Raw genomic sequence first — 20,992 nt, 5'->3', positions numbered from 1 at the left:
TGGTTTTCGGACGAATCCGATGCTTAACTGAAAAGGCGCGGGTATAGCTCAGTGGTAGAGCAGCAGCCTTCCAAGCTGAATATGCGGGTTCGATTCCCGCTACCCGCTCCAAACATCCCCTTGAAATCATTGATGAAATCACTTTCCGGAAAATGCGCCGTGTCACAGCGTGTCACTGGCGTGTCACTGCCTTAGCTTGGCCCGCGCCTCTGCAACCCTGCGGTTGTTGTCGAGGTCGCCGTTGCGGACGTAGCCCTGCGTTGTCTTGGTCGTGGTGTGGCCGGCCATTTTGCGCGCAGATTCGAGGTCGGTCGCTATCTCAGCCTCGGAGATCGCGCCGGCGCGGGTGTCCATCGACCAGACGCTTGCCGGCACCCTCGCCGCGGTCGCGACCTCACGCCAGTCGGTGGCATAATAGTTTTCCCGGTAGGGCAAGCCGGTGGCTTCCGAGACGATCAGCGGGCCGAAGGCCGGCAGCTTGATGCGTTTCAGCACCATCTGGACCAAGGGGCATTTGCTGAGATCGTGCTCGGTCGCGGCTTTGCCCTTGGACGTGATGGGCACCGTCAGCACATGGTTGGCGGAGATGTCGGCCACCGTCAGGCCGCGCCATTTGGTGTTGCCGCGCACGATGCCGCCGGCGTCGCCCGCCTCGAGAGGAAGCCACTCGCCGATGATGTGGATGCGGCGCAGCGCCGTATCCCATTGCAGCGCCTGCGTCAGCGCGATCGACGGCCGCTGCAGCCTGATCGCCCTGGCGCAGATGGCGAGCGCGTGCCTGTATTCCATCTTGACGCGGCGCGGGTCCGGCGTGGCAAATTCCATCAGGGACAGGATCTCGCGCGCCTGGGCGCAGCCGTCGAGGCGTTCCGTCGTGCCGAAGGACAGGACCGATCGCAGCTTGCGGATAGCGCCATGCGCACGGCGGGCGCGGCCCTTGGAGCCCCACTGCTCGAACCAGCGGCGAAAATCCGAGCCGACCAGGTTGCGCACAAGGCGCTTGCCGACGGTGTCGATGATGAGCTTCAGCGACGGATCATAGTCGCGGATGCGCGTCGGGTGCTTCAACGCCTGATAGGGCGATTGCTTGTGCGTCTTGTAGACCATCACTGCCGATGCCACGGACCCGTCATATTCGGGGTTTTTGCCATGGCCTTCCAGGTCGGCGAGCAATTCATCCGTCCAGGTGCGGCAGAGTTTCGCGACGGCCAGTTCGGCGCTTGTGATATCAGGATGTTCGAGCATCGCCTGGGCTATGGCGTCATCGGTGATCGGCCGCGGGTCGAGCGCCTTCGGCGCCTTCCTGCAAGCCCGCTGCGGCACCCAATAATGGGCGCGGCTTCCGTCCGCCCTCGGCCGGTATTTGTAGCCCGGCCGGTCCTTTCGCTGTTCAGTCATTAAAATTTTCCTCTCCGTCCACGGCGGCGGGAATGCCGCCGGCACGGGAAGGAGAGTCCAAACCGGCGCGGCGGTCAAAGAAAACTTCGACTGAACGGCGGTCGGTCTTGTTCACAAGCTGGTCGCGGGGCGGAAAATGGCGCGTGGCGCGCAGCCGGTCGAGCGCACGCTCGGACAGGCCGAACCAGGCGCGCAGCTCCTGGTCGGTCATGAAACGCGGTACGAATCGCTCGTCGAGCTTCATGGCTTTGCCTCATCGCACCGGACGGCAAAGCGCTTCCGGCTGGTGACCTGAGCTGGATCGTTGGCGATGTTGAGAAGGACGTCAGCGTGGCAGGGCTTGCCGTCTAGAGCGCACCAGCATGCGAGGTTCTTGCCTGTCAGGGTGCCGATGTTGCGGAAGATGGCGAGGCGCGCCGTAGCCTGTTCTTGAGGCGATGGATCCGGGATCAGGCAGTCCCAGCAGCAGGCCATCTGGCTGAACAGCTGGACGACATAGGCGCGATCATGCCTTGCGCTGACCTTGAATGGATTGCCGAAGATCGAAGGCCGCGCGACGTTGACGGCGTCAAGGCCGTTGAACGACCGGGAGTGCACCTGCAGGTCGAAGCCCTTGGCGCGTGACAGTCGGAGGCGGACAGGTTTGGCGGTCACGCCGGCCTCCAGTCCCAAAAGCCCTGTGCGCCCTTGGCGGGCTGGATCGGCTCCAGCGGCTCGATCGCGGTCAGCGGCCACGCCCAGTTGCTATGCTGGTGGCGGTCGCTGTCGTTCAGCCTGGCGCCGAATTCGGCGACGATCTCGAAAGCGCGCCTCGGCTGGCCGAGCACGGCCGTGCCGAGGATCGAGGCGAGGGGCAGAGCGAGCGGGTTGGAATGCCAGCGCTCGAGCATGGCCAGCGCTTCCGGCTTCAGCGCCGTCGACCAGGCCTCGGCCGAGCGGAGGCGGATGATCAGGTCTGATATCTCCGCCTTCCTGACCGGCCGGGCGCCGGCATGAATGGCGATCCGCTGGCCACGGATCGACACCGGCGCCGGCCAGCCGCGAAACTCGTAGGGCTTGACGCCGGCGATGATCAGCGTCGCCCAGGGCTGCCATATGGTCAGGGCTTTCATTGCGGTGCTCCCGGCAGGCCATAGGCGTCGGCTGGAAACAGCACATCGGCCGGGCCGTCATAGTCGAGGATGTTGATGAGCTTCAGCCCGTCGACCAAGTTCGCGAAGGCGCGCCATGTGTAGGCGCCGCCGGCGATCCAGATCGGCCGGGCGTACCATCTCACCGACTTGATCATGTCTTCCGGCGAGATCGTTCCATCGAAGCTGTAGACCTCGCGGCCCGCGAGCGGCGGCATCGCGCGGAAGGTGCGCGCGCCGACGATGACGACGCCGCCCATGGTGGTTTTGCGAAACCACGCGAGATCCTGTCCATCGTGCCATGGCAAGGCGCCGCCGCGTCCGACCTTCCAGTTGCGGCCGACCGCGGCAATGAGGTTCACGGTCATGTCTGCGCCTCGCCGTAGCCGATTGGGAAGGTCTCCATGCGATAGCCGTGCTCCGCGGCATTGTCCCAGAATTGATCGCAGAAATAGCCGCTCGTCTTGCTGGTGAGACCCTGGAACAGAAATGTGCGCAGGAAGGCTCGCTTGAGACCTTCCCTGACACGAATGGTCTGCGCCTCCTTAAGGCTGAAGCCGCCATAGCCATGACGCTCGAAATCCGAATGTGTGGCGACGACATGCCCGTCCGGTGCCGTCACCACGCCGCAAACGCCTTTATGCGTCGTCATGCCACCACCTTTGGAAATTCTGAGTGCTCGACCCCGTCGAGCAGTCGGCCGGCGGCCTTCTTGCCCACCTTTTCCAAACTCATACTGGGACGATCGAGGCCGTAGCCAGCGCCAACCCAGTAGGGTTTCGCTGGCGCGATCGTTCCGGCCGGCATCGGATGGGCGCAAAGCTGCCAATCGGTCTCGCGCCATTCGCCCCATTGTTTGAAGAAGAACGGCACACCTGCGGCTTGGCACTGGTCACGGATCGAGCGCGCCCAGTCCGGATGCATCGGCCGGGCGTTGTGGCCGCTCTCGCCCCCGACGATGATCCAGTCCGGCTTGACGAACTCAACATCCATCTTGATTGGGCCGAGCAGCGGCTCAAGGCTCCAGAAGCGCTTCGCCGCAGGCGTTTCGTCCAGCCAGCGGCGGCGGCTGTCATATCGCGTCTGATCTTCCGCCGATGCGCCGATCCAGACGTTGTGCAGGGGCCAAGAGTAGACCTCGGCCGGCTTGCCGGTGAAAGTGTACCAGTTGGCGTAGATGTCATCGAGCAGGTAGCGCTTCGATAGGAAGTCGCAGGCGCGATCTGGGCGCTTGGTCAGCACCTGAAAGGTGTGGTGATCGGCGGCGGCCATGACCGTGAACACGTCGAGGATCCATTCGTCAGGCACGTTCTCGGCGAACAGATCGCCATGGGCGCAGACGAAGATGCGGCGCGGCTTCTTCCATGCGAACGGCTGGTGAAGCCATTGCCGATTGAGCCTCACCTCGCCGGTCCAGACCGGGCCGACCTTGGTGTCGCGGGTCAGGCCCTTGCGGCTGTCGATGTGCTTCAGCCGGGTGCCGGCGAGCCGCATAGCGTAGCAGTTGGTGCAGCCTGGCGAGACGATGGAACAGCCCGTGATCGGATTCCAGGTGGCGTCGGTCCACTCGATCGATGAATGGTCAGCCATTGATTGCCTCCAGTGCCATATCCGGCACTGCCGAGGCGGCAGGGGCGGGCGGCATAGGGGAAGCCACGAAACCATTGGTTATGCCATAGTTGAGCGCCTTCAACACATGACGGATTGCCGTTTTCGCATCGTCAACGTCACAAGGTAGACCGCTAGGACAAATCCCAAGGTGATCTGCGCACTCTCGGCACCTGCCTCCATATCGCAGCACGTAGTCAATCGTCGTGTGATCGAACTCGCGCCAAGCAACCGGCTTCACCGCCTCGCTCTCCCCCGTATCGCGCACAAGCGAATCTGCTACTGGTGTGGGGCGGGTCATGGGATGTCCTCCTTCGCCGTCCCGGGCTGATTGCAGATATCTAGCGTGGCCTGCATAGGTCGCGGCCTTCTGCTCGTAGTGCTGCTGCAACCCGCGAAGGGCGCGCGCCAACGTTCGGTCGGCATTTGTGCCAAGGAATGGTGAGCGCAGGCCAAAACCGGCGCTCTTGACCTCGTACCAGGGGACGCCGCTGCCTGCGTAATTGTCGCGGCGCACGACCAGCAACGTGGACAGGCGATTGAAGCCACTGCTCTGCGTCCCGGTCGCCGTCAAGAAGGCATCGCTAGACGATTTGTGTACCGTCCATGAATAGCCGGGCATGATCTTTATCAGTTCGGCTCGGAACTCCTTGGGGGTCATGCTGCCCCCGGCAGTGTTTTCTCGCGGATGTCGGCTTGAAGTTGGTCAAGGCGCGGTATGGCGTCATCGCTATCCTTGATGTCGCGGATGGCAAGCCCAAGCTCGTAAAGCGCATCAGCCCGGGCATCGGCGTACCCTGCCACGTAGCCGCCACTCGGCTTACGAGGCGTGAAGATTTCAAAGCCAGCGCCGATCTCGCCCTCCTCGCCATCTTCCGCGATCTTGCGCTTGAGCCATTCCTTGTCGATGTGCAGTTTCATTGGTGCGGTAGGGGCGGCCTCACTGGCGCGCAGTGAGAGTTCCGCCAAAATCTCATCTACAAGTTGATAGAGGGCTTCGGTTCGAGCGTCATGATCGCCAGCGAAGGCATCGTGCAGGATTTCGTTTGTGTCGCCTCTATTGTCTGGGCCGAGCGGGAATTTTCCGATCAGGGTTGCCAATTGGTCACGAGGGGTCACCATGCTCCTGCACTCCCAGACGGCCCAGGCCACTCACGGCAAGCCGGATAAAAGCCTTCGCAGTTGCAATAGCGTTCCGGGTGTTTCTCGCAGGGCTTGAACGTCCCCATCGTGCGGGGAAGCCCGTCAACAATATTCAACACCATCGCCTCCGCCTGCGCGGCTGTAGCGGGTGTCTTGTGGGGGCTGGTCATGATTTTGCCTCATCGAGGTAGCGCAGTTGCCAGGTTGGGTGATATGGAAGGGAGTTCGCATCGCCATCGAGGCGAATTTTTAGATGAGGGCCGGACGTGCCGGTTATGGTGCCAAACCGGGCCTTGTCTTTGCTGCCCTCGCACGGCGTATACTCGACGCGCCCGCCACGCTTCGCTGGGACACCGTAATAGCTGCGCACCCATTCGATGCTCATCCCTCACCTTCCGAAGAGACTCGCGTGGTGAGGGCGGCGTCCTCGTGCTCGTGGAGTTGGTCGATGGTGCGTTCCAGGATGTCCTGCGCCTGTTTTGGTGTGTAGTTCATGTCGTCTGGGACGCCAATCTTTTCGATTAGCAGCCACGCAAGGACATCTTCAGCGGCAGTCATTTTGATCTCCCCATCCGCCATGTAGGCTGCGGCGTCGAATAGCCGATCGCCTTCATAGGCGGCGATTACATCGCGTCTCTTTTCGAGGAGGAACAGGCACTTTTCGACTTTGGCCAAAACCGACATGCCGGGTTCAAAGTCAGGCAGTATTTGCGACCCTTCGTCGTCGCCTTGCCCCTCGTCCAGCATTTCCTCGATCTGCCGCACCATCACCATATCCGGCACTGCCAAGGCGGCAGGGGCGAGGGCACTGCGGATGTCTCGCAGCAGGATCGTCAACGGCGTGTCGTAATATCCATCGCCGTCCTTCTCGTATGTTGATGCGAGCAAATCATCGATGCGCGACGCCTCCACCACATCCGGCACTGCCCGGGTAGGGGCGAGGGACTTGGAAAGGGCGGCCTGACCGGCGATAATCTGTTCTGCGATCGGCCGCCATTCGTCATTTGTCAGCAGCTTCGGTTTGCGCGCCACGCATGTCTTACCGAAGTTCCAATGAGGCGCGACGAGTAGCGCATCGTCCTCGCGCTCCTCTATCCACCACGCCTTCTCCCCCTTCACAGCAGGAACGGGCTGTGATGTGGTGAGCTCGTCGCGGGACAGGAAGACATGTTCCGTGAGGCTGATGGCCGGATCGCTGGCGATCATCTGGTAGGGAGGGAATGCCTCCGCCTCAGCCTTGGAGGCGAAGCGCTTTGCTTCCGATGCGGTTGGCGTCCAAAAGTGCCATAACCTCGCCACGCCAGCATCCGTTGCTAGCACGGCGTATACGGCTATGGCGTCGTCATTCTCGGCATACCAATGCGGCTGCGCGGATCCCGCATAGCCTTTATGCTCGATCAGCCATGCGACTTGACGCCGAGTGGTTGTTTCGTTGGTGGGTGTCACAACGACCTCGCATGGCGACCATGGCCACAGGTTGACTGCGGCCTGCTTCGCTACTGCCAAATCGTAGGCCGCAGCCGTCGCCTCGGCCGAGAAGGCTGCGGCGGCCAATGCAAGCTCTCCGAGATCGTGGGCGTCGTCATGCGCGATATCGTAGTGCTCGCCGGAAATTTGCCGCCGGCGCTCGACGCCGATATCGACCAGGACGGAACCTGCATCCGGCAGCGGTCCAAACTTCGGCTTGGCCGCCTGCTTGGAAGTGGCGGCGAGTGGGGATGAGGGGGTGCAGTTATCATCGAGATAGGCACGCACTGCCTTCATCAAGCGTGGCAACAGCACGGAATCGTGTTCGTTTTTCTCGTTTTCCCTTGCGTCTTCCAGTGCCGCTCGTAGCGCCTCTGTCGCCCCGTCGGAAGGCTGGCGGGCCGGGATCGTATGGAGCCGCTGACGCAAGTCGACAGCCATGTGCCGCACCATCGCCGTTGCCTGTGCAGCCGTGAGTAGATTGGTCCCGACCGGCTTGTGCCTCATCGGATAGGCGGTGTGCTCGTTGAACTCAGCCTTGAAGCTGATTCCGGCGTCAGGCCGAAAATCTTCCGGCAGACGCCACTGCAAGAAACGCTGCACCATATGCTCGATTTGGTCTTCGGTCATTTAGCTACCCCTTGATGTTGTGGGTGAAAAGCGGATAGGCATGCATCAAACCCTCATCGGCATCAGGACGAAGAGCGGCTTCAGCGCGTCGCCGTCGTCCGGCTGGATCAGCGTCGGCGAGCCGGCATCGCCCAGGCTGAAGACCAGCCGCTTGCCCTCCGCTGCATTGAGCAGGTCGAGGCAGTATTTGCCGTTGAAGCCGATCTCGACGCCGTCGCCCTCGCTGTTTTCGATCGTCACCTCGTCATTGGCGCTGCCGGCGTCGGGATTGTTGGTGGTCAGCGTCAGATTGCCGCCGGCCTCGAAGGAAAACTTCACCGCGCTGCCGCGCGCGGTGGACACCGTGGTGACGCGGTCGACCGCCCTGGCGAGCGCTTCCTTGTCGATGGTGAAATGGTTGGCGTTGGCGGCCGGGATGACCCTGACATAGTCTGGAAAACTGCCGTCGATCAGCTTCGAGACCAGCACCGTGCCATCGTATTCGACGCGCAGCTTGGCGTCGGACAGGCCGATCGCCGCCTTGCCCTTTTCGCCCAAGATCTTGCCGATCAGGTCGACCGTCTGGCGCGGCACGATGATGCCGGGCATGCCGGCCGCACCCTCGGGCAAGGCGGTGCTGAACTTCGCCAGCCGGTGGCCATCGGTGGCGACGGCGTTGAACGTCTCGCCCCCCTGATCCTGAACCTGGGTGTCATGATGCCAGTAGACGCCGTTGAGATAATAGCGCGTCTCCTCAGCCGAGATGGCGAACGACACGGTGTCGAACATCCGCTTGATCGCCGCGACGTCCATCTCGAAGCTGTGGCTTGCCGTGCCGCCGTCCATGGTCGGGAAATCGCTCGCCGGCAGCACCTGGATGCGAAAGCGGGTGCGGCCGGACGACAGCGTGGCGAAGTCGCTTTCGGCTGAAAGCGCGATCTCGGCGCCCTCCGGCATCTTGCGCACCGCGTCGTGCAGCAGGGTCGACGGCAGGGTGAAGCTTTCATCCTTGCCGGCCTGGCACGGCACTGTCGTGCGCAGCTCGCGGTCGAGGTCGGTGCCGGTGATGGTGAGCAGGCCCGCCTTGGCGTCGACCGCCAGCAGCACGTTCTGCAGCACAGGAATCGTGCTGCGGCGCTCGACAGCCTTGCCGACCAGCGCCAGCGCGGGAAGCAATGCCTCCCGCGAAAGCATGATGGTGTTGGTCTTGCTCACGCCGACATCTCCGGCTTGCCTTCAAAGGCCGGCAGTTCCGTCTTGTCGCGGGCATCGGCCAGAGTCGAGCGGACGTGCTCGTTGATCGCCTGGTCGGGCCGGTATATCTGATACGACCACATGATCATGGCGCCCGAGGGCCTGTAGCGGAGGCGCACGGGGATGCGCACCTTCTCGCCCATGAAGAATGGGGCGATGTTGAGCATGAACAGGCCTGGCACCTTCAGCGGCTGGCCGTTGGTGTCGTTGTGCACCTCTTCCCAGGCGATCTGGCCTTCGCCACTCTGCAGCGTCGTCGCCGTCTTGACTTTGGTGTCGATGTTGATCTTGAGCCCGCGCGACAGCTCGACCACCTGCGCCGGGGTGGCGATCTTGACAAGGAACTGTTGTTCGTAGGTGACCCTCTCCGCCTCGGTCGGCGCCGAAAGCTCGGCGACGCGGTCCTCGAGGAAGTAGGCGAACTCGGCCTGCTTCATGGCCTCGCCATTCATCTCGATCCACTTCTTCCACTCCTCGGAAAGCGGGAAGGCATAGTGGATGCGATGCTTGCCGAAGGCGGCAACGCCGCCGGCCGCGTTCTGGTGATAGTCGATGACGGCGGTGAAGGATGGGTTGCGCCAGTCGGCATCGGCGAAGATGACGCTGTCGACCGTCTTGTGCCGGTTGGTCAGTTCGCAGAACGACGCGAAGGTCTGAGCCTCGGCCTGCCCGGACTTGCGCGCTGGCGCCTGGCGGAACGCCTCGAACAGGGCGGCCACGGCGCGAGCCTCGGGCTGCCGGCCGTTGATCAGGGCCACGGGGATCGAAGCCGGCACGCCGACCATGCCCTCGGGCGCTGTCAGTGTCGCCAGTTGGATGGCGCTGGCGTCGGCGCCGAGCTGGGCAAGGGCCTTGATGTCGATGCCGGCGGCCGGTGCGATCAGTTCCGCCGCCTCGGCGGCAGGCGTGGTCTTGGCGTTCATTGCAGAGGTTCCTCTCGGGGTTTGGGGGACGGTCACTGGCGATCGGCGGCCGCGCGCGGGCCGGCGAACATGTCGGTCTGTTGCGGATGTTCGGTCGACAGCGAGCCGTCATCCGTGATCCAGTAGAAGGAGGAGCCGCGCGGCGCCTTCGGCACCTTGGTGTCGATGCCGGCCTGGACGGTGACTGAGCCGGCCTCGACTTCGAAATCGAGGGTCAGCACGACCTTGCCCTTGACCTTGGCCTTGCGGCCTTGGGCGTCGCTCAAATCCTTGAGCTTGCTCAGCGTTTCGGTGATGTCGCCGGACAGGGCTTGCGCAAGTTCGCCGCCCTCCAGCATGCCGATGATGATCTGCGCATCGCGTATTTTTTTCATGGTCTCCTCGGAGGCTAAAAGGGGATTTCGTCGTCGAGTTGCCGACGGGTGCCGACTTCGGCATCGGCCTCGGTCAGCAGCCCGCTCAACACCTTGATGGTGTCATGCGCCCTGACATTCCTGGTGAGCGCCGCTTCCAGTTCACGGTTGGCCTGCGTGAGGCGGCCCTGCAACTGCGCGACCTGCGCCTGAAGCTGCAGGATCTTGTTTCTCTGATAGGCTGCGCTGGGCAGCGCCTTTGCCTTGGCGACCATAACGTCCTCTCCTAGAACGGAATTTCGTCGTCGAGTTCGCGCGAACCGGATTGGCCGTCGCGCGAGATGGATTGCTGATCGCCGGAGCCGCGCTCCTGGCGGCTGGAGCCGCTGCGTTGGGTGCCGTAATCGCCGGGGTCGCGTGCCGGATGGTCGGCCCCGTTTTGGCCCAGCTTGTCGAGCATCTGGATTTCGCCGCGGAATTTTTGCAGCACGACTTCCGTCGAGTAGCGCGCGGCGCCCGACTGGTCTTCCCATTTGCGGGTCGAGAGCTGGCCCTCGACATAGACCTTCATGCCCTTCTTCAGATATTGCTCGGCCACCTTGCAGAGGTTCTCGTTGAAGACGACGATCGTGTGCCACTCGGTCTTTTCCTTGCGCTCGCCGGTGTTCTTGTCGCGCCAGCTCTCGGACGTGGCGACGCGGAAATTGACCACGCTGTCGCCGCTGTTCAGCCGGCGGATTTCCGGATCGGCGCCGAGGTGGCCGATGAGAAGCACCTTGTTGAGACTGCCGGCCATTAGTTTTGTCCTTCGCTTGTCCGCCCCGGTTCGCCGCTTGGCTTGCGGTCTCCGGAGGATTTGAGCCAATGCTGGAAAACGACGGTCACTTCGTCGCGGCCGAAGTTTCCAACACTTTTGCTCAGGACGTGGCCGTTCTCCTTTTCGCCATGGTCGTGGACCGGCACGCCGATCCTGTCGAAAGCCTCACGATCGGCCATGATGACGTAAACGAGGCTCTTGTCGTAGACGCCGATGAAATCGCCTGGATCGGCCATCACGCAGTCCTTTCTTCGGGTAGGGTGACCAGCGCATGGCCCGCAGGCGCGTTCGGGTCGTTCGGCGTCAGCCCGGCGATCTGCGCTTCGATGTCGGCGATCAGCCAGGCGCGCAGGCCGGCGGCGAAGGCGGGGGCGAGCACGATCTCGCTGGCGCTGTAGAGTTTTTCGCCGATCAGCAGCCGCAGAGGCTCGCCGCCGCGTAGCCGCTCGGCCGTGTCACGGCATTGGCGGATCGTGGTTCCCTCGCTCATCAGATGAAACCCTTCGACAGCGCCAGCCATTCCGGCATGGTGAGGACGACGAGGCCGCCGGGCTTCTTGACCATCTCGCATTCGGAGAGCGGCACCCAGACGGCCTTGTCGTCGTCTCCGGTTTCGGAGACGCGCACCGCGCGCTCGGTTGTCGCGTGCAGCGCGAGCGTCAGATCGATCAGGTCTGAACGGCCGCTGGTCATGCCGCCCTCGCGACGATGCCGAGATAGCGCTCCAGCCGGTCGAGGAAGGCGATCTCGGCCTTCATCGCGCCCCATGGCTCGATCGGGCTGGTCAGCCTTGGCGGCTTCAGTCCTTTCGGGATGCAGCGCGGATCGGCGTTCGGGCCGAACAGCGCCAGCGCCTCGGCGACCAGCATCCGTTCGTCCATGTCCTTCACCTGGCGGACATAGATCGGCATGCGGATGATGTCGGGCAGCTGCGCGGCCTCATAGATCGCCAGGTCGAGGCAGCGCTTGACCTCGCCGATGGCGCGATGGACGAGCTTGTCGATGAAGTCGGGCCGGTCGAGGCCGGCCGAAGCGGCAAGCCTGGCGACCCAATACTGGATGATGTCGACGGCTGGGCGGGTGACGTCGCCGAACGGATATTCGTGGCCGTCATGAATGAGGAAGTAGCCGGCCAGCACGCTGTCGCCGGTCTCGCGGAAGATGGCGTCGGCGCCCATGACGGAATGCTGCGCCACCGCATAGGCCTGACAGCGATAGATGCCGTTGAAGCGCGCGATCTTCGACAGCGCGTTGGCCATGTCGGCGAAGTCGATGTCGGCCGCCTTGGGGTTGACCAGGTCGAAGGCCGAGCCGTCCGGCCGGAACGCCGGAACGACCGACGAAGAGCCGCGCAGGGCGTCGCCGGCGCGCCTGGCCTTGCTGGCAGTGGAGATGTGCCGCACCTCCTGGTTCATTGTGTCACCTGCAGTGTCTGCTCGACCGCGCGCACCACCGTCTCGCGGTTGGCCGGAAACAGCGGCAGGCGGTTGAGATAGAGCGACAGGAGCCCTAGGCAGCGCTCGCGCTGTCCCGGCCATGGGTCGAGCACCAGCGATGCCCGCGCCGCGCAGTAGGCGCCCCAGGCGACAAGCAGCGCCTGCGTCTCCTTTGCATCGCGCGGCAGCGGCGGCCGGTTGGGCAGCGGCGCGCGCGCCTTTTCGATGATGTCGGCCATCATGTCGGGCCGCGTGGCGACCTGCCGTTCGCTGGCGCTGTTGGCCAGCATCGCGGCGGCATCCCTGAATTCGGCGATCTCCGCCCAGGTGAAGCCTGCGGCGATCAGATCCTTGCCGCGCACGCCGCCGCCGACCGCGAACAGGTCGCGCATCGTCTCGGCCATTTCCAGGCAGCGCGGATGCATGTCGCCGCCGGGCATTTCCGGAAGGACCGGCCGCGTCTGCGGCGAGCGGAAGTGGTTAAGCATAACAATTGGCCTCCTGGGTCCGCGCCATTGCGGAAAGAAGTTCTGCCTGCCGGGCAAGCGCAGCCTGGTCTTCGAACCGGCTTTCGATGCTGGTGATGATCGTCCGAAGCTCTTCGTCGGACAGGCGGTCGCGCCAGTCGGCCCAGTCGCGTTGAACGCCCGGCATGGTGTCGTAGCCGACGCATTCGAGCGTCTCGATCAGATCGCGCCTTTCGGCCGTCATGCCCTCGGGATACTCGCCGACGTTCATGGCAGCAGCCTCGTGATCAAGCCATAGATGCCAGCGTGAACGAGCGCGGCGTACAGTGCGGCAACCAAGAGGATGCGTCGGCGCGTCATGAAGTCATCGAGCTCATTGAGCCAATGCGATTGCTGGCGCCGGCTCATGACGGCAGGCCCCAGCCGAGCAGGACGAAGACCCATGCGAAGAAGAAGCACATGGCGAAGGCCAGATCGGTCGGCGGGAAGCCGTCGTAGGGATCGCTGTTGCGCTTGCGCTCTTGCTCGAACGTGCCAAGATTGGTCGATCGGGCAGGGAGGGTTTTATGCGTCGATTGACAATCGCGGCGGCGCTGGTGGCGGCTTGGGCCGGGCAGGGGCGCACAGACGATCAGATCGACATTGTCGCGCGAAAGTTTGGGGAGGCCATGGCGCTTGGCCAGGACTGTAGCACGCTCAAGGTCAACACCGCGCGGATGACGATGTACACGATGGCGCTCGGCTACACACTCGACGACGATCTGAAGGCGCGGATTGCCGTCAATTTCGGCAAGTCGCTGGCCGCGATCGACGGGCGCAGCGACGCCGATATCTGCTTGGTCGGCGAGATGCTTTACGGGAAGAAGGGCAGCAACGCCCCCGGCCTGCTTGTTGCGGAGTGAAAGCACCGAAACGCTCCATCGACTTATTGCGAATGGGGCGAAGTGTGAATTACTCACATCATGGTGTCAAGCGAAAATGTGATAAACTCACACTATGCACATGGGAAGTGAGAATTAGGCGGGTCTTATGGAGCCTGTTTGCGCGGTCGCGTCACCAGGATCGCCGCCAGTTCGCCCGCCAGCCTGACGGCCCGGGCTCGATCCTTGTCGTCGAGTGGCGCAAGGTAGGCCGCGATGACCTCGCCGAACTGCGCGGCCAAGTCCTCTCCGAACGACCGCTCCAGCCTGTCGACCACCTCGCGGTTCAGGCTCTTGGCGCCGCGAACCGCTTCGAGGCGCGCCTTGAGTTCGGGCGGCAGGCGAACATGGAAGCTGGGACGGGGCGGTCGGGACATGGCCCCCGACTTATGGCCGAAAGGTAAAGTGTCCGAAATGGTTCCAGATTTGGCATAAAACTGGTACTACTTTTCCCCGCTATCCACAGACGATTGTTACAGGTTGAAATATTCTGGTGATCGAATGGCAAGGTTTGTCCTCGTACCGGAATGGAACACCGGACGGCGTGAAACTGATTTGACAGCCTAAAGGAAATTGTTCCTAATTCCACTGCCGTTCCGGTTTGGGAGAGAGAGAAAGTGATCCAGTACGAATCGCGCGAAGCCGCGGGCGATCAGGCGATGGCGAAGTTGCGGGCGATGGCGACATCGCCGCAATCAAGGGCGGCGATGATCAGCAAAAGCATCGACCGGGATACGCGGTCGATCGCCGTGGCCATGCGCGAAATCCACGGCGGGCGGTGGCGCGTGCTGATCGATCACGATGCCGGCGTGATTTCAGTGTCGCGGGATTTCTCGGTGCCGCTCGGCTCACCGAGCACGAATCTGGCATAGCTCAGAACAGCGGCCTGGACCTCCGGCGCCGCCGCCGCCACGCGCGCGAAAACCTCGCGCAACTCGTCGCTGCCATCCATGTCTCGCGGCGTTCCCTCGCCGGTAATCAGCCAGGCTTCCCTGACCCGGAAGGCGCGGGCGTAGTCCTTGGCCGCGCGCGTGATCCCGGTCCGTCCGCTTTCGTGCTGGATGTATGTGTTGTAGTTGAAGCCGAAACGCGTCGCGGCGGCCTTCGCATTGTCGAAACCGCGCATCTCGCGGGCCTGGCGCAGGCGCGCGGCCTGCTCGTCTATTCGGGTTACATCCGTCATGGCGTGACTTTTTCACATTTTTGATGTGAGTTTCTACTTGACAGATCGATGTGACTTTCTCACACTATCGGTCATGATGGATCAGGTGATCGACATAAATGCCCTGCGGGGCGCGCTTGGGTGGACGCAGCAGCAGCTCGCGGACCATTGCGGCGTCGACCGCTCGACTGTCTCCACCTGGGAGACGAGGCCTCCGACCAAGGGGCCGGCCCTGATCCTGCTGCGGCAACTCGAGGCATCGCTCGGCGCCGCCAAATCCGACGCCTCTTCCCCCGCAGGCGTCGCGGCCGGTCCTGTTCCCCAAGCCGGGACCGGCCACCCCAAATCCTGCGCCGTGGCGAGCCGCGAGGCGGCGGAATGATCCGCGTCTCGCCCTCGCTGACCCTGCTGCCGCCGCCGCCTGAACCGGCGCGCCGGCTGCCTGCGGCCACGCTGCGCATGCTGAAACTGCTGTCGGCCTTTTCCCGCGAAACCCCTGCCGAGCTGCTGGCGCGCCTGTTGCGCGACGAGGCGAAGCGGGTGCTGCGCTGGGCTCCGAGGAGGGATGACGGCTGTGCGAAATAGCCCCCCCCCCCCCCCCCCCCCCCAGCAGCGAGAGAGGACCCGGGAGGGCAGGCCTTTGGCTGCTCTCCAGGGGGCCGCCTTGATGTCTTGATGTCTGTGCGGGTTTTCATGCCCGCGAGTTGAACCCTTTCCGCCTCGTCCCGCCATGGGAAATGCAGCCCGCATTTCCCATGCCGGGAAAACCGTGCCCGGAGCAATCATGGCCGAAATTTCCAGTCAGTGGTTTTACCGCCTCAAGGCAGCCCAGCGCGACCTGATCGAACGCTGCGGCACGATCGAGCGCGCCGCGGGCATAGCTTCGCTGTCGAAGAGCCAGATGGGCCGCTTCAACAATGCCGGCGACCCCGAGCTGATGCCGCTCTCGGCCGTGCTTCTGCTCGAAGCCGAGTGCGGCACGCCGCTGGTCACCAGCGTCATGGCCGAACTGAACGGCCGGCGTCTCGCCGATGCCGACGCGCCGGGCGCGGCCAACGCCACGATGATGGCGGCGCATGCCGATGTCGTGGTGCAGTTCGGCGAGCTGATCGCCGCGGCCGCCATGGCCTTCGCAGATGGACGGCTGACGCCGGCCGAGCTTGCCGGCATCGACCGTGGCGCGGCGAAGCTGGAAATCGCGGTTGGCGAGCTGCGCAAGGCCGCTGCCGCCGCGCGCGGCGCCGGCGGTCTCAGCCTGGTCGGCGGTGCGGCATGAGCGACTGGTCCGCCGAAGATCTGCGGGCGCTGCGCGACCTGGCTGGCCAAGGGCTTTCCGCAGCCCAGATTGCCGCGCGCCTGCCGGGCGAGCGCAGCCGCAATGCCGTCATTGGCAAGTTGAGGCGCAGCAACGGCAGGCTTGGCGCATTGCTGGGCCAGCCGAAGAACCAGGCGATCGGCCGGGCCACGCCCAAGACCGAAACGCCGCCAAAGCGGAAGTACCGGCGGGTGCGCCCGGTCATTGCCATAGAGCCGCCGATTGAGCGGGCCTCGCCGGTCGAGCTTCTGTTCACGTCTCCGGATTGCGCGCACTTCTCCAAACCTGCAGCGGTCGAAAAGCCGTTCGAGGTTGTCGCAAACCTGCCGGCGACGCTGCCGATCACGTTTCTCCAGGCTGTGCTGACCAACCGCTGTCTGCACTATGCCGGCGCGCCGTTCGATCCCGACGGGCCCGACATGCCGGTTTGCGGCGCCGAGCGCGCCCATGACGTGCTGGATACCCGCTACTGCCGCCGGCACCTGATCCTGAAACGGCAGGTGGCGGCATGAACTTCTTCGGCCTTGAGACCATCTATGGCGTCGATGGCGAGCACGCGACGCCGTTCCTCACACGCGCCAGAATGGGGCGGCTGCGCCTTCACATCTTCCATCGTGGTGACGCCGATCCGGATTGCCACGATCACCCCTGGGATTTCTGGACGTTTCCATTGACGGCCTATGTCGAGGAGGTTGTTGATTTCGCGCTCGCCGAGAAGGTGCGCGAGTTTCCCAGAACGGTTTCCGGAAATCCGAGGATGACGCGCAGGAGCGTTGTCCCGGCATGGCGCTGGTCATACCGGCCGGCCGAATACGCGCACCGCGTCCTTGGCCGCTATGACCAGGCGGCAACCATGCAGGCAGCCATGGGCGCTTTCGTCTTCGGCACATCCCGAGCCCAGCCGCAGTCCCGGCCGGGCAAGATCATCACCGTCGTCTGGCAAGGCAGGTCGAACCGCAAATGGGGTTTTCTGCGCAACCGCGACGGCAATTGGTGCTGGACGCCGTGGCGCGAATACGTATTCGGCGGCGGCAAGCATGCGCCCTGCGAGCCGTCGAACGGGGGCGCATTATGACCGCGCATCCCGACTATGCCGAATTCCTCAAAGCCAAGGTGCGGCTGGCGCCGTCGCTCGGCTTCGAGGTCGATCCCAAAACCGTCAATCCGCTGTTGAAGCCGATGACGCAGGCGATCGTGCCATGGGCCTGCCGCGGCGGCCGGCGCGCGCTGTTCCTGCGCTTCGGTCTGCACAAGACGTCGACGCAGCTCGAGATCCTGCGCCAGTCGATGATGCATGCCGGCGGGCACGCGCTGCAGGTCGTGCCGCTCGGTGTCAGGCATGAGTTCTTCCTGGAGCAGGCCGAGCGGCACCCCGACATCGAGCTGAAGTTCGTCAACCGGCCGAGCCAGATGGAAGAGCCCAACAGACCGGGCCCGGGCAGGAAGCTGATCCACCTGACCAATTACGAGCCGATCCGCGACGGCAAGCTCGATCCCTGCCTGTTCACCGCCGCCTCGCTCGACGAGGCGGCCTGCCTGCGCGGCTTCGGCGGGACGAAAACCTTTCGCGAGTTCATGGCGACCTTTGCCGGCGACGATCGCAAGAACGGTCGCAAGCATGCCGGCGTGCGCTACCGCTTCGTCGCCACCGCCATCCCCGATCCGAACGAGTATATCGAGCTGCTGGCCTATGCCGCCTTCCTCGGCGTCATGGATGTCGGCGAAGCAAAAACCCGGTTCTTCAAGCGCGACAGCACCAAGGCCGACCGGCTGACGCTGCATCCGCACAAGGAAGACGAGTTCTGGCTGTGGGTGGCGAGCTGGGCGTTGTTCGTGCAGAAGCCGTCCGATCTCGGCTTTTCCGACGAGGGCTACGAGTTGCCAGAGATCAACGTGCGCTGGCACGAAATCCCGTCCGACCATGGTGCGGCCGGGCAGGACCGGAACGGCCAGGCGCGCATGTTCGCCGACGCCGCGCACGGCGTGGTCGATGCCGCGCGCGAGAAAAAGCGATCGCTCGACGCGCGCGTCGACAAGATGCTGGAGATACGCGCCGAGGATCCCGCCGCGCACCGCATCATCTGGCACGACCTAGAGCCCGAGCGCGTCGCGATCGAGAAGGCGATTCCTACCGTCAAGGCGGTGTGGGGCAATCTTGACACCGATACCAAGGAAGCTCGCGTTGTCGGCTTCGCCAGGGGCGAGTTCGCCGAACTGGCGACCAAGCCGGTGATTTCGGGCTCGGGCTGCAATTTTCAGAAACATTGCTGGTGGAACATCTATCTCGGCATCGGCTTCAAGTTTCACGATTTCTTCCAGTCGCTGTTCCGCACCCAGCGATTCGGCCAGCTTTATCCGGTGCGCGCGGACCTCATCTACACCGAGGCCGAGCGCGGCACGCGGCGCGAGCTGGAGCGCAAATGGCGCGAGTTCGAGGCGCAGGCCGAGAAGATGTCGGCCATCATCCGCAGATACGGGCTGGCCGAACAGGCGCTCGACGGCGCGCTGAAGCGCTCGATGGGTGTGACCAGGCGCGAGGTGCGCGGCGAGAACTACACGATCGTCCACAACGACACGGTCGAGGAAACGCGCTCGATGGCCGACGACAGCGTCGACCTGATCGTCACCTCGATCCCGTTCTCGACGCAGTACGAATACACGCCGTCCTTCAACGATTTCGGCCATACCGACGACGACGCGCATTTCTGGGCGCAGATGGATTTTCTGACGCCGCAGCTGTTGCGCGTGCTGAAGCCCGGCCGCGTCGCCTGCATCCATGTCAAGGACCGGATCGTGCCGGGCGGCATCAACGGGCTTGGCTTCCAGACCATCAGCCCGTTTTCCGACGATTGCGCGGCGCACTTCCGCAAGCACGGCTTTGCCTTGCTGTCGCGGGTGACGATCGGCACCGATGTCGTGCGCGAAAACAACGGCTCGTATCGGCTCGGCTGGACCGAGCAATGCAAGGATGGCACCCGCATGGGCAACGGCATGCCCGAATATGTGCTGCGATTCCGCAAACCGCCGACCGACCGCTCGAACGGCTATGCCGACCAGCCGGTGGTCAAGGAAAAGTCGCTGTCCTTCGCCGACCAGACCGAGCAGCCCGACAAGGCACTGCCGATCGGCGAGGACGTGCGGCTGGTGCCGCATGACAGGAAGCTACGGCCCGCACCTGGTGCCGGCTATTCGCGCGGCCGCTGGCAGGTCGACGCGCATGGCGTCTGGCGATCGAGCGGCGACCGGCCGCTGCTGCCGGACGAACTGCGCCGGCTGATCAGGCTGCATCCAAAACTGATCTATCGCGGCTGGAAGAAGTGGTCGCTGGAAAACCCCTACGATCATGCCGTCCATGTCGAGTTCACCGAGGTGCTGGCGGCGGAAGGAAGGTTGCCGGCGACCTTCATGCTGGCGCCGCCGCATGTCGAGCACGACGAGATCTGGACCGACGTGGCGCGCATGCGCACGCTGAACATGCTGCAGCAGAGGAAGGGCAGGGAGATGCATCTGTGCCCGCTGCAGTTCGACATCGTCGAGCGCGAGATCGAGCAGCATTCGATGCCGCAAGAAACGGTGTTCGACCCGTTCGGCGGCATCATGACGGTGCCCTATTGCGCGCTGCGCATGGGCCGCAAGGCGATCGGCGTCGAGCTCAATCCGGATTATTTCGCCGACGGCGTGACCTATGCCGAGATCGCCGCCGGCGGCGGGCAAGGGCCAGGCATGTTCGACCTGCTGGAGGCCGAGACGGTCGCTGTCGAGGCGCCTGACGCTGCCGAAATGGATGAGGCGGCAGAATGACCATCGCCGGCCCGATCGTCACCGACGCCTTCGATCCGAGCCATGTCGATTTCGACGTATTCGCCATGTTCCTCGAGGCGCGCCGCGTCCATCGCGGCAAGACGCAGCGGCGCGTCGCCAAGGAGGCAGAGGTCGCATTGGAAGCCGTGCTGCGCGCCGCGCGCGGGCGCAATCCCGGCTCTTACGAGTTCTTCGCGCTGTGCGAGTGGATCGGCGAGGAACCGGCGCTCTTCCTGAAGCGGGAATACCGGCATGGCTAGGCTGGCCTCTTACGACTATCGCGGGCTTGGCCGGCTGCTGCGCGCGAGGCTCGAGGATGACGGGCGCGGCTGGCGCGTCTGCGCCGCCGAGATCGGCGTCTGCGCCTCCGACCTGTCGCGCATCTGCAACGGGCAGAGCGTCTCGGCGCCCAAGGCCATCGCCGTCTGCGATTGGCTGAAGCTGTCGTTCCGCGCCTTCTACGACCCGCCGGACAGCGCCGATCCGGAGCGTGAAACTCCGGAAATGTTTCACGGGAAGAGCACTGAAACAGAAGGGCAGGCCGATGGCTGATGTCAAATATCTGACCGATAAACTCGACCATGCGGAACGCGATTTAGCGCGCCTCTCCGGTGCGCCGGCGGAGGTAAAGCAATCTCGCTTCGTCTACTGGGTGCAGTTGGTCAACGGCTACGGGCCGAATGCTCGGGCCTTCGTCGTCGTCTTCGAATGCCTGCACGCGACCACGGCCGATATCGATCGCGAACTGTGCCAGCACGGTGTCGTCAACGGCACGCGCCTCGACACGGTCGACGATGGCAAGGGCGGCCGGCTTATCCGCGGTCGCGCCGATTTCATGTTCGGCGTCGCTGGCCTGGTCTCCATCCAATCCTACCACAAACCCTGCTGGGAGCCCGAAGCATGAAGAAACCTGTCGCGCCGGGCTTCGGCAAGCCCGGCAGCATCGACCCTGTCCGACTGTTCAAGCTGCCGCTGCCGATGCAGGCGGAGGGCATTCGGCTGCTCTTCGAGATGGGTCTGACAGCGAGCCAGGTGAAGGCGCGCCTCGGCCTGTCCGGCGGCACCATCAACAAGATCCTCGAGGCGCGGCCGTTCACCCGCGGCGGCGATGCCAACATCGTGGCGGAGGGCGTCTGATGTTGCAGCGCAAAAGCCCTGCGGACGGGATGTCCGATGCCGACCTTCGGCG

The 20,992-nt window shown here is 63.9% G+C and carries 35 protein-coding genes and 1 tRNA gene; 12 read left to right on the top strand and 24 right to left on the bottom strand.

The window, feature by feature from the left end; all coding sequences use genetic code 11:
- Window positions 1-37 precede the first annotated feature (37 nt).
- Window positions 38-111 (top strand) — tRNA-Gly (locus AC0NID_RS23345).
- A gap of 72 nt (window positions 112-183) precedes the next feature.
- Here AC0NID_RS23345 and AC0NID_RS23340 read toward each other — a convergent pair.
- The 22 genes from AC0NID_RS23340 to AC0NID_RS23235 form a co-directional block, all read right to left on the bottom strand.
- Complete coding sequence (locus tag AC0NID_RS23340) at window positions 184-1,398, bottom strand: hypothetical protein (protein WP_473453260.1); 1,215 nt, start codon at window positions 1,396-1,398, stop codon at window positions 184-186.
- Complete coding sequence (locus AC0NID_RS23335; RefSeq protein WP_352974493.1) at window positions 1,391-1,642, bottom strand: hypothetical protein; 252 nt, start codon at window positions 1,640-1,642, stop codon at window positions 1,391-1,393. Before AC0NID_RS23335 ends, AC0NID_RS23340 begins: the two co-directional genes overlap by 8 nt.
- On the bottom strand, window positions 1,639-2,052 hold the full coding sequence (locus tag AC0NID_RS23330) for a DUF4326 domain-containing protein (protein WP_473453262.1): 414 nt from the start codon (window positions 2,050-2,052) through the stop codon (window positions 1,639-1,641). Before AC0NID_RS23330 ends, AC0NID_RS23335 begins: the two co-directional genes overlap by 4 nt.
- The gene (locus AC0NID_RS23325; protein ID WP_473453264.1) at window positions 2,049-2,510 is read right to left on the bottom strand and encodes an ASCH domain-containing protein; all 462 of its coding nucleotides are present in this window, start codon (window positions 2,508-2,510) and stop codon (window positions 2,049-2,051) included. Before AC0NID_RS23325 ends, AC0NID_RS23330 begins: the two co-directional genes overlap by 4 nt.
- A complete protein-coding gene (locus tag AC0NID_RS23320; protein WP_473453266.1) occupies window positions 2,507-2,896 on the bottom strand; it encodes a dihydrofolate reductase in 390 nt (129 codons plus the stop codon). The genes AC0NID_RS23325 and AC0NID_RS23320 overlap by 4 nt, the downstream gene beginning before the upstream one ends.
- Window positions 2,893-3,180, bottom strand: a complete 288-nt coding sequence (locus tag AC0NID_RS23315; protein ID WP_473453268.1) for a hypothetical protein — start codon at window positions 3,178-3,180, stop codon at window positions 2,893-2,895. Before AC0NID_RS23315 ends, AC0NID_RS23320 begins: the two co-directional genes overlap by 4 nt.
- On the bottom strand, window positions 3,177-4,118 hold the full coding sequence (locus tag AC0NID_RS23310) for a phage Gp37/Gp68 family protein (protein WP_473453270.1): 942 nt from the start codon (window positions 4,116-4,118) through the stop codon (window positions 3,177-3,179). The genes AC0NID_RS23315 and AC0NID_RS23310 overlap by 4 nt, the downstream gene beginning before the upstream one ends.
- Window positions 4,111-4,797: a hypothetical protein gene (locus AC0NID_RS23305; protein ID WP_473453272.1), complete on the bottom strand. Its 687-nt coding sequence runs from the start codon at window positions 4,795-4,797 to the stop codon at window positions 4,111-4,113. Before AC0NID_RS23305 ends, AC0NID_RS23310 begins: the two co-directional genes overlap by 8 nt.
- The gene (locus AC0NID_RS23300; protein WP_473453274.1) at window positions 4,794-5,258 is read right to left on the bottom strand and encodes a hypothetical protein; all 465 of its coding nucleotides are present in this window, start codon (window positions 5,256-5,258) and stop codon (window positions 4,794-4,796) included. The genes AC0NID_RS23305 and AC0NID_RS23300 overlap by 4 nt, the downstream gene beginning before the upstream one ends.
- A 187-nt stretch (window positions 5,259-5,445) precedes the next feature.
- Window positions 5,446-5,664, bottom strand: a complete 219-nt coding sequence (locus tag AC0NID_RS23295; RefSeq protein WP_473453276.1) for a hypothetical protein — start codon at window positions 5,662-5,664, stop codon at window positions 5,446-5,448.
- Window positions 5,661-7,376 carry a hypothetical protein gene (locus AC0NID_RS23290; RefSeq protein ID WP_473453277.1) on the bottom strand — a complete coding sequence of 572 codons (1,716 nt, stop codon included), beginning with the start codon at window positions 7,374-7,376 and terminating at the stop codon, window positions 5,661-5,663. The genes AC0NID_RS23295 and AC0NID_RS23290 overlap by 4 nt, the downstream gene beginning before the upstream one ends.
- Window positions 7,377-7,421: 45 nt before the next feature.
- Entirely contained in the window at window positions 7,422-8,570 is a 1,149-nt protein-coding gene (gene dnaN, locus AC0NID_RS23285; RefSeq protein WP_473453279.1) for a DNA polymerase III subunit beta, read from the bottom strand.
- Window positions 8,567-9,532 (bottom strand): DUF2303 family protein, encoded by a 966-nt coding sequence (locus tag AC0NID_RS23280; protein ID WP_473453280.1) that lies wholly within the window; start codon window positions 9,530-9,532, stop codon window positions 8,567-8,569. Before AC0NID_RS23280 ends, dnaN begins: the two co-directional genes overlap by 4 nt.
- Before the next feature lie 32 nt (window positions 9,533-9,564).
- Window positions 9,565-9,906, bottom strand: coding sequence for a hypothetical protein (locus AC0NID_RS23275; RefSeq protein WP_473453282.1), 342 nt, complete (start codon window positions 9,904-9,906; stop codon window positions 9,565-9,567).
- Between the two features lie 14 nt (window positions 9,907-9,920).
- Window positions 9,921-10,160 carry a hypothetical protein gene (locus AC0NID_RS23270; protein ID WP_473453283.1) on the bottom strand — a complete coding sequence of 80 codons (240 nt, stop codon included), beginning with the start codon at window positions 10,158-10,160 and terminating at the stop codon, window positions 9,921-9,923.
- An 11-nt stretch (window positions 10,161-10,171) separates the two neighbouring features.
- Window positions 10,172-10,681, bottom strand: a complete 510-nt coding sequence (ssb, locus tag AC0NID_RS23265) for a single-stranded DNA-binding protein (protein WP_473453284.1) — start codon at window positions 10,679-10,681, stop codon at window positions 10,172-10,174.
- Window positions 10,681-10,938, bottom strand: coding sequence for a hypothetical protein (locus tag AC0NID_RS23260; protein WP_473453285.1), 258 nt, complete (start codon window positions 10,936-10,938; stop codon window positions 10,681-10,683). The genes ssb and AC0NID_RS23260 overlap by 1 nt, the downstream gene beginning before the upstream one ends.
- Window positions 10,938-11,192 (bottom strand): hypothetical protein, encoded by a 255-nt coding sequence (locus AC0NID_RS23255; RefSeq protein WP_473453286.1) that lies wholly within the window; start codon window positions 11,190-11,192, stop codon window positions 10,938-10,940. Before AC0NID_RS23255 ends, AC0NID_RS23260 begins: the two co-directional genes overlap by 1 nt.
- Entirely contained in the window at window positions 11,192-11,395 is a 204-nt protein-coding gene (locus tag AC0NID_RS23250; RefSeq protein WP_473453287.1) for a hypothetical protein, read from the bottom strand. The genes AC0NID_RS23255 and AC0NID_RS23250 overlap by 1 nt, the downstream gene beginning before the upstream one ends.
- A complete protein-coding gene (locus AC0NID_RS23245; RefSeq protein WP_473453288.1) occupies window positions 11,392-12,117 on the bottom strand; it encodes a hypothetical protein in 726 nt (241 codons plus the stop codon). The genes AC0NID_RS23250 and AC0NID_RS23245 overlap by 4 nt, the downstream gene beginning before the upstream one ends.
- Window positions 12,114-12,626: a hypothetical protein gene (locus AC0NID_RS23240; protein WP_473453289.1), complete on the bottom strand. Its 513-nt coding sequence runs from the start codon at window positions 12,624-12,626 to the stop codon at window positions 12,114-12,116. Before AC0NID_RS23240 ends, AC0NID_RS23245 begins: the two co-directional genes overlap by 4 nt.
- On the bottom strand, window positions 12,619-12,876 hold the full coding sequence (locus AC0NID_RS23235) for a hypothetical protein (RefSeq protein WP_473453290.1): 258 nt from the start codon (window positions 12,874-12,876) through the stop codon (window positions 12,619-12,621). Before AC0NID_RS23235 ends, AC0NID_RS23240 begins: the two co-directional genes overlap by 8 nt.
- A gap of 295 nt (window positions 12,877-13,171) precedes the next feature.
- Between AC0NID_RS23235 and AC0NID_RS23230 the strand changes: the two genes are divergently transcribed.
- Window positions 13,172-13,507: a hypothetical protein gene (locus tag AC0NID_RS23230; RefSeq protein ID WP_473453291.1), complete on the top strand. Its 336-nt coding sequence runs from the start codon at window positions 13,172-13,174 to the stop codon at window positions 13,505-13,507.
- Between the two features lie 125 nt (window positions 13,508-13,632).
- Here the strand turns inward: AC0NID_RS23230 and AC0NID_RS23225 are convergent, their stop codons facing one another.
- Window positions 13,633-13,902, bottom strand: a complete 270-nt coding sequence (locus AC0NID_RS23225) for a hypothetical protein (RefSeq protein ID WP_473453292.1) — start codon at window positions 13,900-13,902, stop codon at window positions 13,633-13,635.
- Window positions 13,903-14,321: 419 nt separating this feature from the next.
- A complete protein-coding gene (locus AC0NID_RS23220; protein WP_473453293.1) occupies window positions 14,322-14,708 on the bottom strand; it encodes a hypothetical protein in 387 nt (128 codons plus the stop codon).
- A gap of 85 nt (window positions 14,709-14,793) precedes the next feature.
- On the opposite strand from AC0NID_RS23220, the gene AC0NID_RS23215 reads away from it, so the two are divergent.
- The 10 genes from AC0NID_RS23215 (at window position 14,794) to AC0NID_RS23170 (ending at window position 20,940) form a co-directional block, all read left to right on the top strand.
- On the top strand, window positions 14,794-15,069 hold the full coding sequence (locus AC0NID_RS23215) for a helix-turn-helix domain-containing protein (protein ID WP_473453294.1): 276 nt from the start codon (window positions 14,794-14,796) through the stop codon (window positions 15,067-15,069).
- Window positions 15,066-15,272: a hypothetical protein gene (locus AC0NID_RS23210; protein ID WP_474033330.1), complete on the top strand. Its 207-nt coding sequence runs from the start codon at window positions 15,066-15,068 to the stop codon at window positions 15,270-15,272. The genes AC0NID_RS23215 and AC0NID_RS23210 overlap by 4 nt, the downstream gene beginning before the upstream one ends.
- Window positions 15,273-15,471: 199 nt before the next feature.
- Complete coding sequence (locus AC0NID_RS23205; RefSeq protein ID WP_473457094.1) at window positions 15,472-15,963, top strand: hypothetical protein; 492 nt, start codon at window positions 15,472-15,474, stop codon at window positions 15,961-15,963.
- Entirely contained in the window at window positions 15,960-16,514 is a 555-nt protein-coding gene (locus AC0NID_RS23200) for a GcrA family cell cycle regulator (protein ID WP_473457095.1), read from the top strand. Before AC0NID_RS23205 ends, AC0NID_RS23200 begins: the two co-directional genes overlap by 4 nt.
- On the top strand, window positions 16,511-17,077 hold the full coding sequence (locus tag AC0NID_RS23195; RefSeq protein ID WP_473457096.1) for a hypothetical protein: 567 nt from the start codon (window positions 16,511-16,513) through the stop codon (window positions 17,075-17,077). The genes AC0NID_RS23200 and AC0NID_RS23195 overlap by 4 nt, the downstream gene beginning before the upstream one ends.
- Entirely contained in the window at window positions 17,074-19,803 is a 2,730-nt protein-coding gene (locus AC0NID_RS23190; protein WP_473457097.1) for a DNA methyltransferase, read from the top strand. Before AC0NID_RS23195 ends, AC0NID_RS23190 begins: the two co-directional genes overlap by 4 nt.
- Window positions 19,800-20,063, top strand: coding sequence for a hypothetical protein (locus tag AC0NID_RS23185; RefSeq protein ID WP_473457099.1), 264 nt, complete (start codon window positions 19,800-19,802; stop codon window positions 20,061-20,063). Before AC0NID_RS23190 ends, AC0NID_RS23185 begins: the two co-directional genes overlap by 4 nt.
- A complete protein-coding gene (locus tag AC0NID_RS23180) occupies window positions 20,056-20,355 on the top strand; it encodes a hypothetical protein (RefSeq protein ID WP_473457100.1) in 300 nt (99 codons plus the stop codon). The genes AC0NID_RS23185 and AC0NID_RS23180 overlap by 8 nt, the downstream gene beginning before the upstream one ends.
- Window positions 20,348-20,707: a hypothetical protein gene (locus AC0NID_RS23175; RefSeq protein ID WP_473457101.1), complete on the top strand. Its 360-nt coding sequence runs from the start codon at window positions 20,348-20,350 to the stop codon at window positions 20,705-20,707. Before AC0NID_RS23180 ends, AC0NID_RS23175 begins: the two co-directional genes overlap by 8 nt.
- Window positions 20,704-20,940, top strand: a complete 237-nt coding sequence (locus tag AC0NID_RS23170) for a hypothetical protein (protein WP_473457102.1) — start codon at window positions 20,704-20,706, stop codon at window positions 20,938-20,940. The genes AC0NID_RS23175 and AC0NID_RS23170 overlap by 4 nt, the downstream gene beginning before the upstream one ends.
- Window positions 20,941-20,992 lie beyond the last annotated feature (52 nt).

The organism is Mesorhizobium sp. WSM4821 (assembly GCF_055901555.1).
The sequence above is the reverse complement of the archived record's forward strand: the minus strand, read 5'-3'. Positions and strand labels throughout refer to the sequence as shown.

Bases quoted from the DNA above. Each gene is read 5' to 3' on its own strand.
- AC0NID_RS23340 (WP_473453260.1), bottom strand. From the start codon at position 1,398: ATGACTGAACAGCGAAAGGACCGGCCGGGCTACAAATACCGGCCGAGG.
- AC0NID_RS23335 (WP_352974493.1), bottom strand. From the start codon at position 1,642: ATGAAGCTCGACGAGCGATTCGTACCGCGTTTCATGACCGACCAGGAG.
- AC0NID_RS23325 (WP_473453264.1), bottom strand. From the start codon at position 2,510: ATGAAAGCCCTGACCATATGGCAGCCCTGGGCGACGCTGATCATCGCC.
- AC0NID_RS23320 (WP_473453266.1), bottom strand. From the start codon at position 2,896: ATGACCGTGAACCTCATTGCCGCGGTCGGCCGCAACTGGAAGGTCGGA.
- AC0NID_RS23315 (WP_473453268.1), bottom strand. From the start codon at position 3,180: ATGACGACGCATAAAGGCGTTTGCGGCGTGGTGACGGCACCGGACGGG.
- AC0NID_RS23310 (WP_473453270.1), bottom strand. From the start codon at position 4,118: ATGGCTGACCATTCATCGATCGAGTGGACCGACGCCACCTGGAATCCG.
- AC0NID_RS23305 (WP_473453272.1), bottom strand. From the start codon at position 4,797: ATGACCCCCAAGGAGTTCCGAGCCGAACTGATAAAGATCATGCCCGGC.
- AC0NID_RS23300 (WP_473453274.1), bottom strand. From the start codon at position 5,258: ATGGTGACCCCTCGTGACCAATTGGCAACCCTGATCGGAAAATTCCCG.
- AC0NID_RS23295 (WP_473453276.1), bottom strand. From the start codon at position 5,664: ATGAGCATCGAATGGGTGCGCAGCTATTACGGTGTCCCAGCGAAGCGT.
- AC0NID_RS23290 (WP_473453277.1), bottom strand. From the start codon at position 7,376: ATGACCGAAGACCAAATCGAGCATATGGTGCAGCGTTTCTTGCAGTGG.
- AC0NID_RS23280 (WP_473453280.1), bottom strand. From the start codon at position 9,532: ATGAACGCCAAGACCACGCCTGCCGCCGAGGCGGCGGAACTGATCGCA.
- AC0NID_RS23275 (WP_473453282.1), bottom strand. From the start codon at position 9,906: ATGAAAAAAATACGCGATGCGCAGATCATCATCGGCATGCTGGAGGGC.
- AC0NID_RS23270 (WP_473453283.1), bottom strand. From the start codon at position 10,160: ATGGTCGCCAAGGCAAAGGCGCTGCCCAGCGCAGCCTATCAGAGAAAC.
- ssb (WP_473453284.1), bottom strand. From the start codon at position 10,681: ATGGCCGGCAGTCTCAACAAGGTGCTTCTCATCGGCCACCTCGGCGCC.
- AC0NID_RS23260 (WP_473453285.1), bottom strand. From the start codon at position 10,938: ATGGCCGATCCAGGCGATTTCATCGGCGTCTACGACAAGAGCCTCGTT.
- AC0NID_RS23255 (WP_473453286.1), bottom strand. From the start codon at position 11,192: ATGAGCGAGGGAACCACGATCCGCCAATGCCGTGACACGGCCGAGCGG.
- AC0NID_RS23250 (WP_473453287.1), bottom strand. From the start codon at position 11,395: ATGACCAGCGGCCGTTCAGACCTGATCGATCTGACGCTCGCGCTGCAC.
- AC0NID_RS23245 (WP_473453288.1), bottom strand. From the start codon at position 12,117: ATGAACCAGGAGGTGCGGCACATCTCCACTGCCAGCAAGGCCAGGCGC.
- AC0NID_RS23240 (WP_473453289.1), bottom strand. From the start codon at position 12,626: ATGCTTAACCACTTCCGCTCGCCGCAGACGCGGCCGGTCCTTCCGGAA.
- AC0NID_RS23235 (WP_473453290.1), bottom strand. From the start codon at position 12,876: ATGAACGTCGGCGAGTATCCCGAGGGCATGACGGCCGAAAGGCGCGAT.
- AC0NID_RS23230 (WP_473453291.1), top strand. From the start codon at position 13,172: ATGCGTCGATTGACAATCGCGGCGGCGCTGGTGGCGGCTTGGGCCGGG.
- AC0NID_RS23225 (WP_473453292.1), bottom strand. From the start codon at position 13,902: ATGTCCCGACCGCCCCGTCCCAGCTTCCATGTTCGCCTGCCGCCCGAA.
- AC0NID_RS23220 (WP_473453293.1), bottom strand. From the start codon at position 14,708: ATGACGGATGTAACCCGAATAGACGAGCAGGCCGCGCGCCTGCGCCAG.
- AC0NID_RS23210 (WP_474033330.1), top strand. From the start codon at position 15,066: ATGATCCGCGTCTCGCCCTCGCTGACCCTGCTGCCGCCGCCGCCTGAA.
- AC0NID_RS23205 (WP_473457094.1), top strand. From the start codon at position 15,472: ATGGCCGAAATTTCCAGTCAGTGGTTTTACCGCCTCAAGGCAGCCCAG.
- AC0NID_RS23200 (WP_473457095.1), top strand. From the start codon at position 15,960: ATGAGCGACTGGTCCGCCGAAGATCTGCGGGCGCTGCGCGACCTGGCT.
- AC0NID_RS23195 (WP_473457096.1), top strand. From the start codon at position 16,511: ATGAACTTCTTCGGCCTTGAGACCATCTATGGCGTCGATGGCGAGCAC.
- AC0NID_RS23190 (WP_473457097.1), top strand. From the start codon at position 17,074: ATGACCGCGCATCCCGACTATGCCGAATTCCTCAAAGCCAAGGTGCGG.
- AC0NID_RS23185 (WP_473457099.1), top strand. From the start codon at position 19,800: ATGACCATCGCCGGCCCGATCGTCACCGACGCCTTCGATCCGAGCCAT.
- AC0NID_RS23180 (WP_473457100.1), top strand. From the start codon at position 20,056: ATGGCTAGGCTGGCCTCTTACGACTATCGCGGGCTTGGCCGGCTGCTG.
- AC0NID_RS23175 (WP_473457101.1), top strand. From the start codon at position 20,348: ATGGCTGATGTCAAATATCTGACCGATAAACTCGACCATGCGGAACGC.
- AC0NID_RS23170 (WP_473457102.1), top strand. From the start codon at position 20,704: ATGAAGAAACCTGTCGCGCCGGGCTTCGGCAAGCCCGGCAGCATCGAC.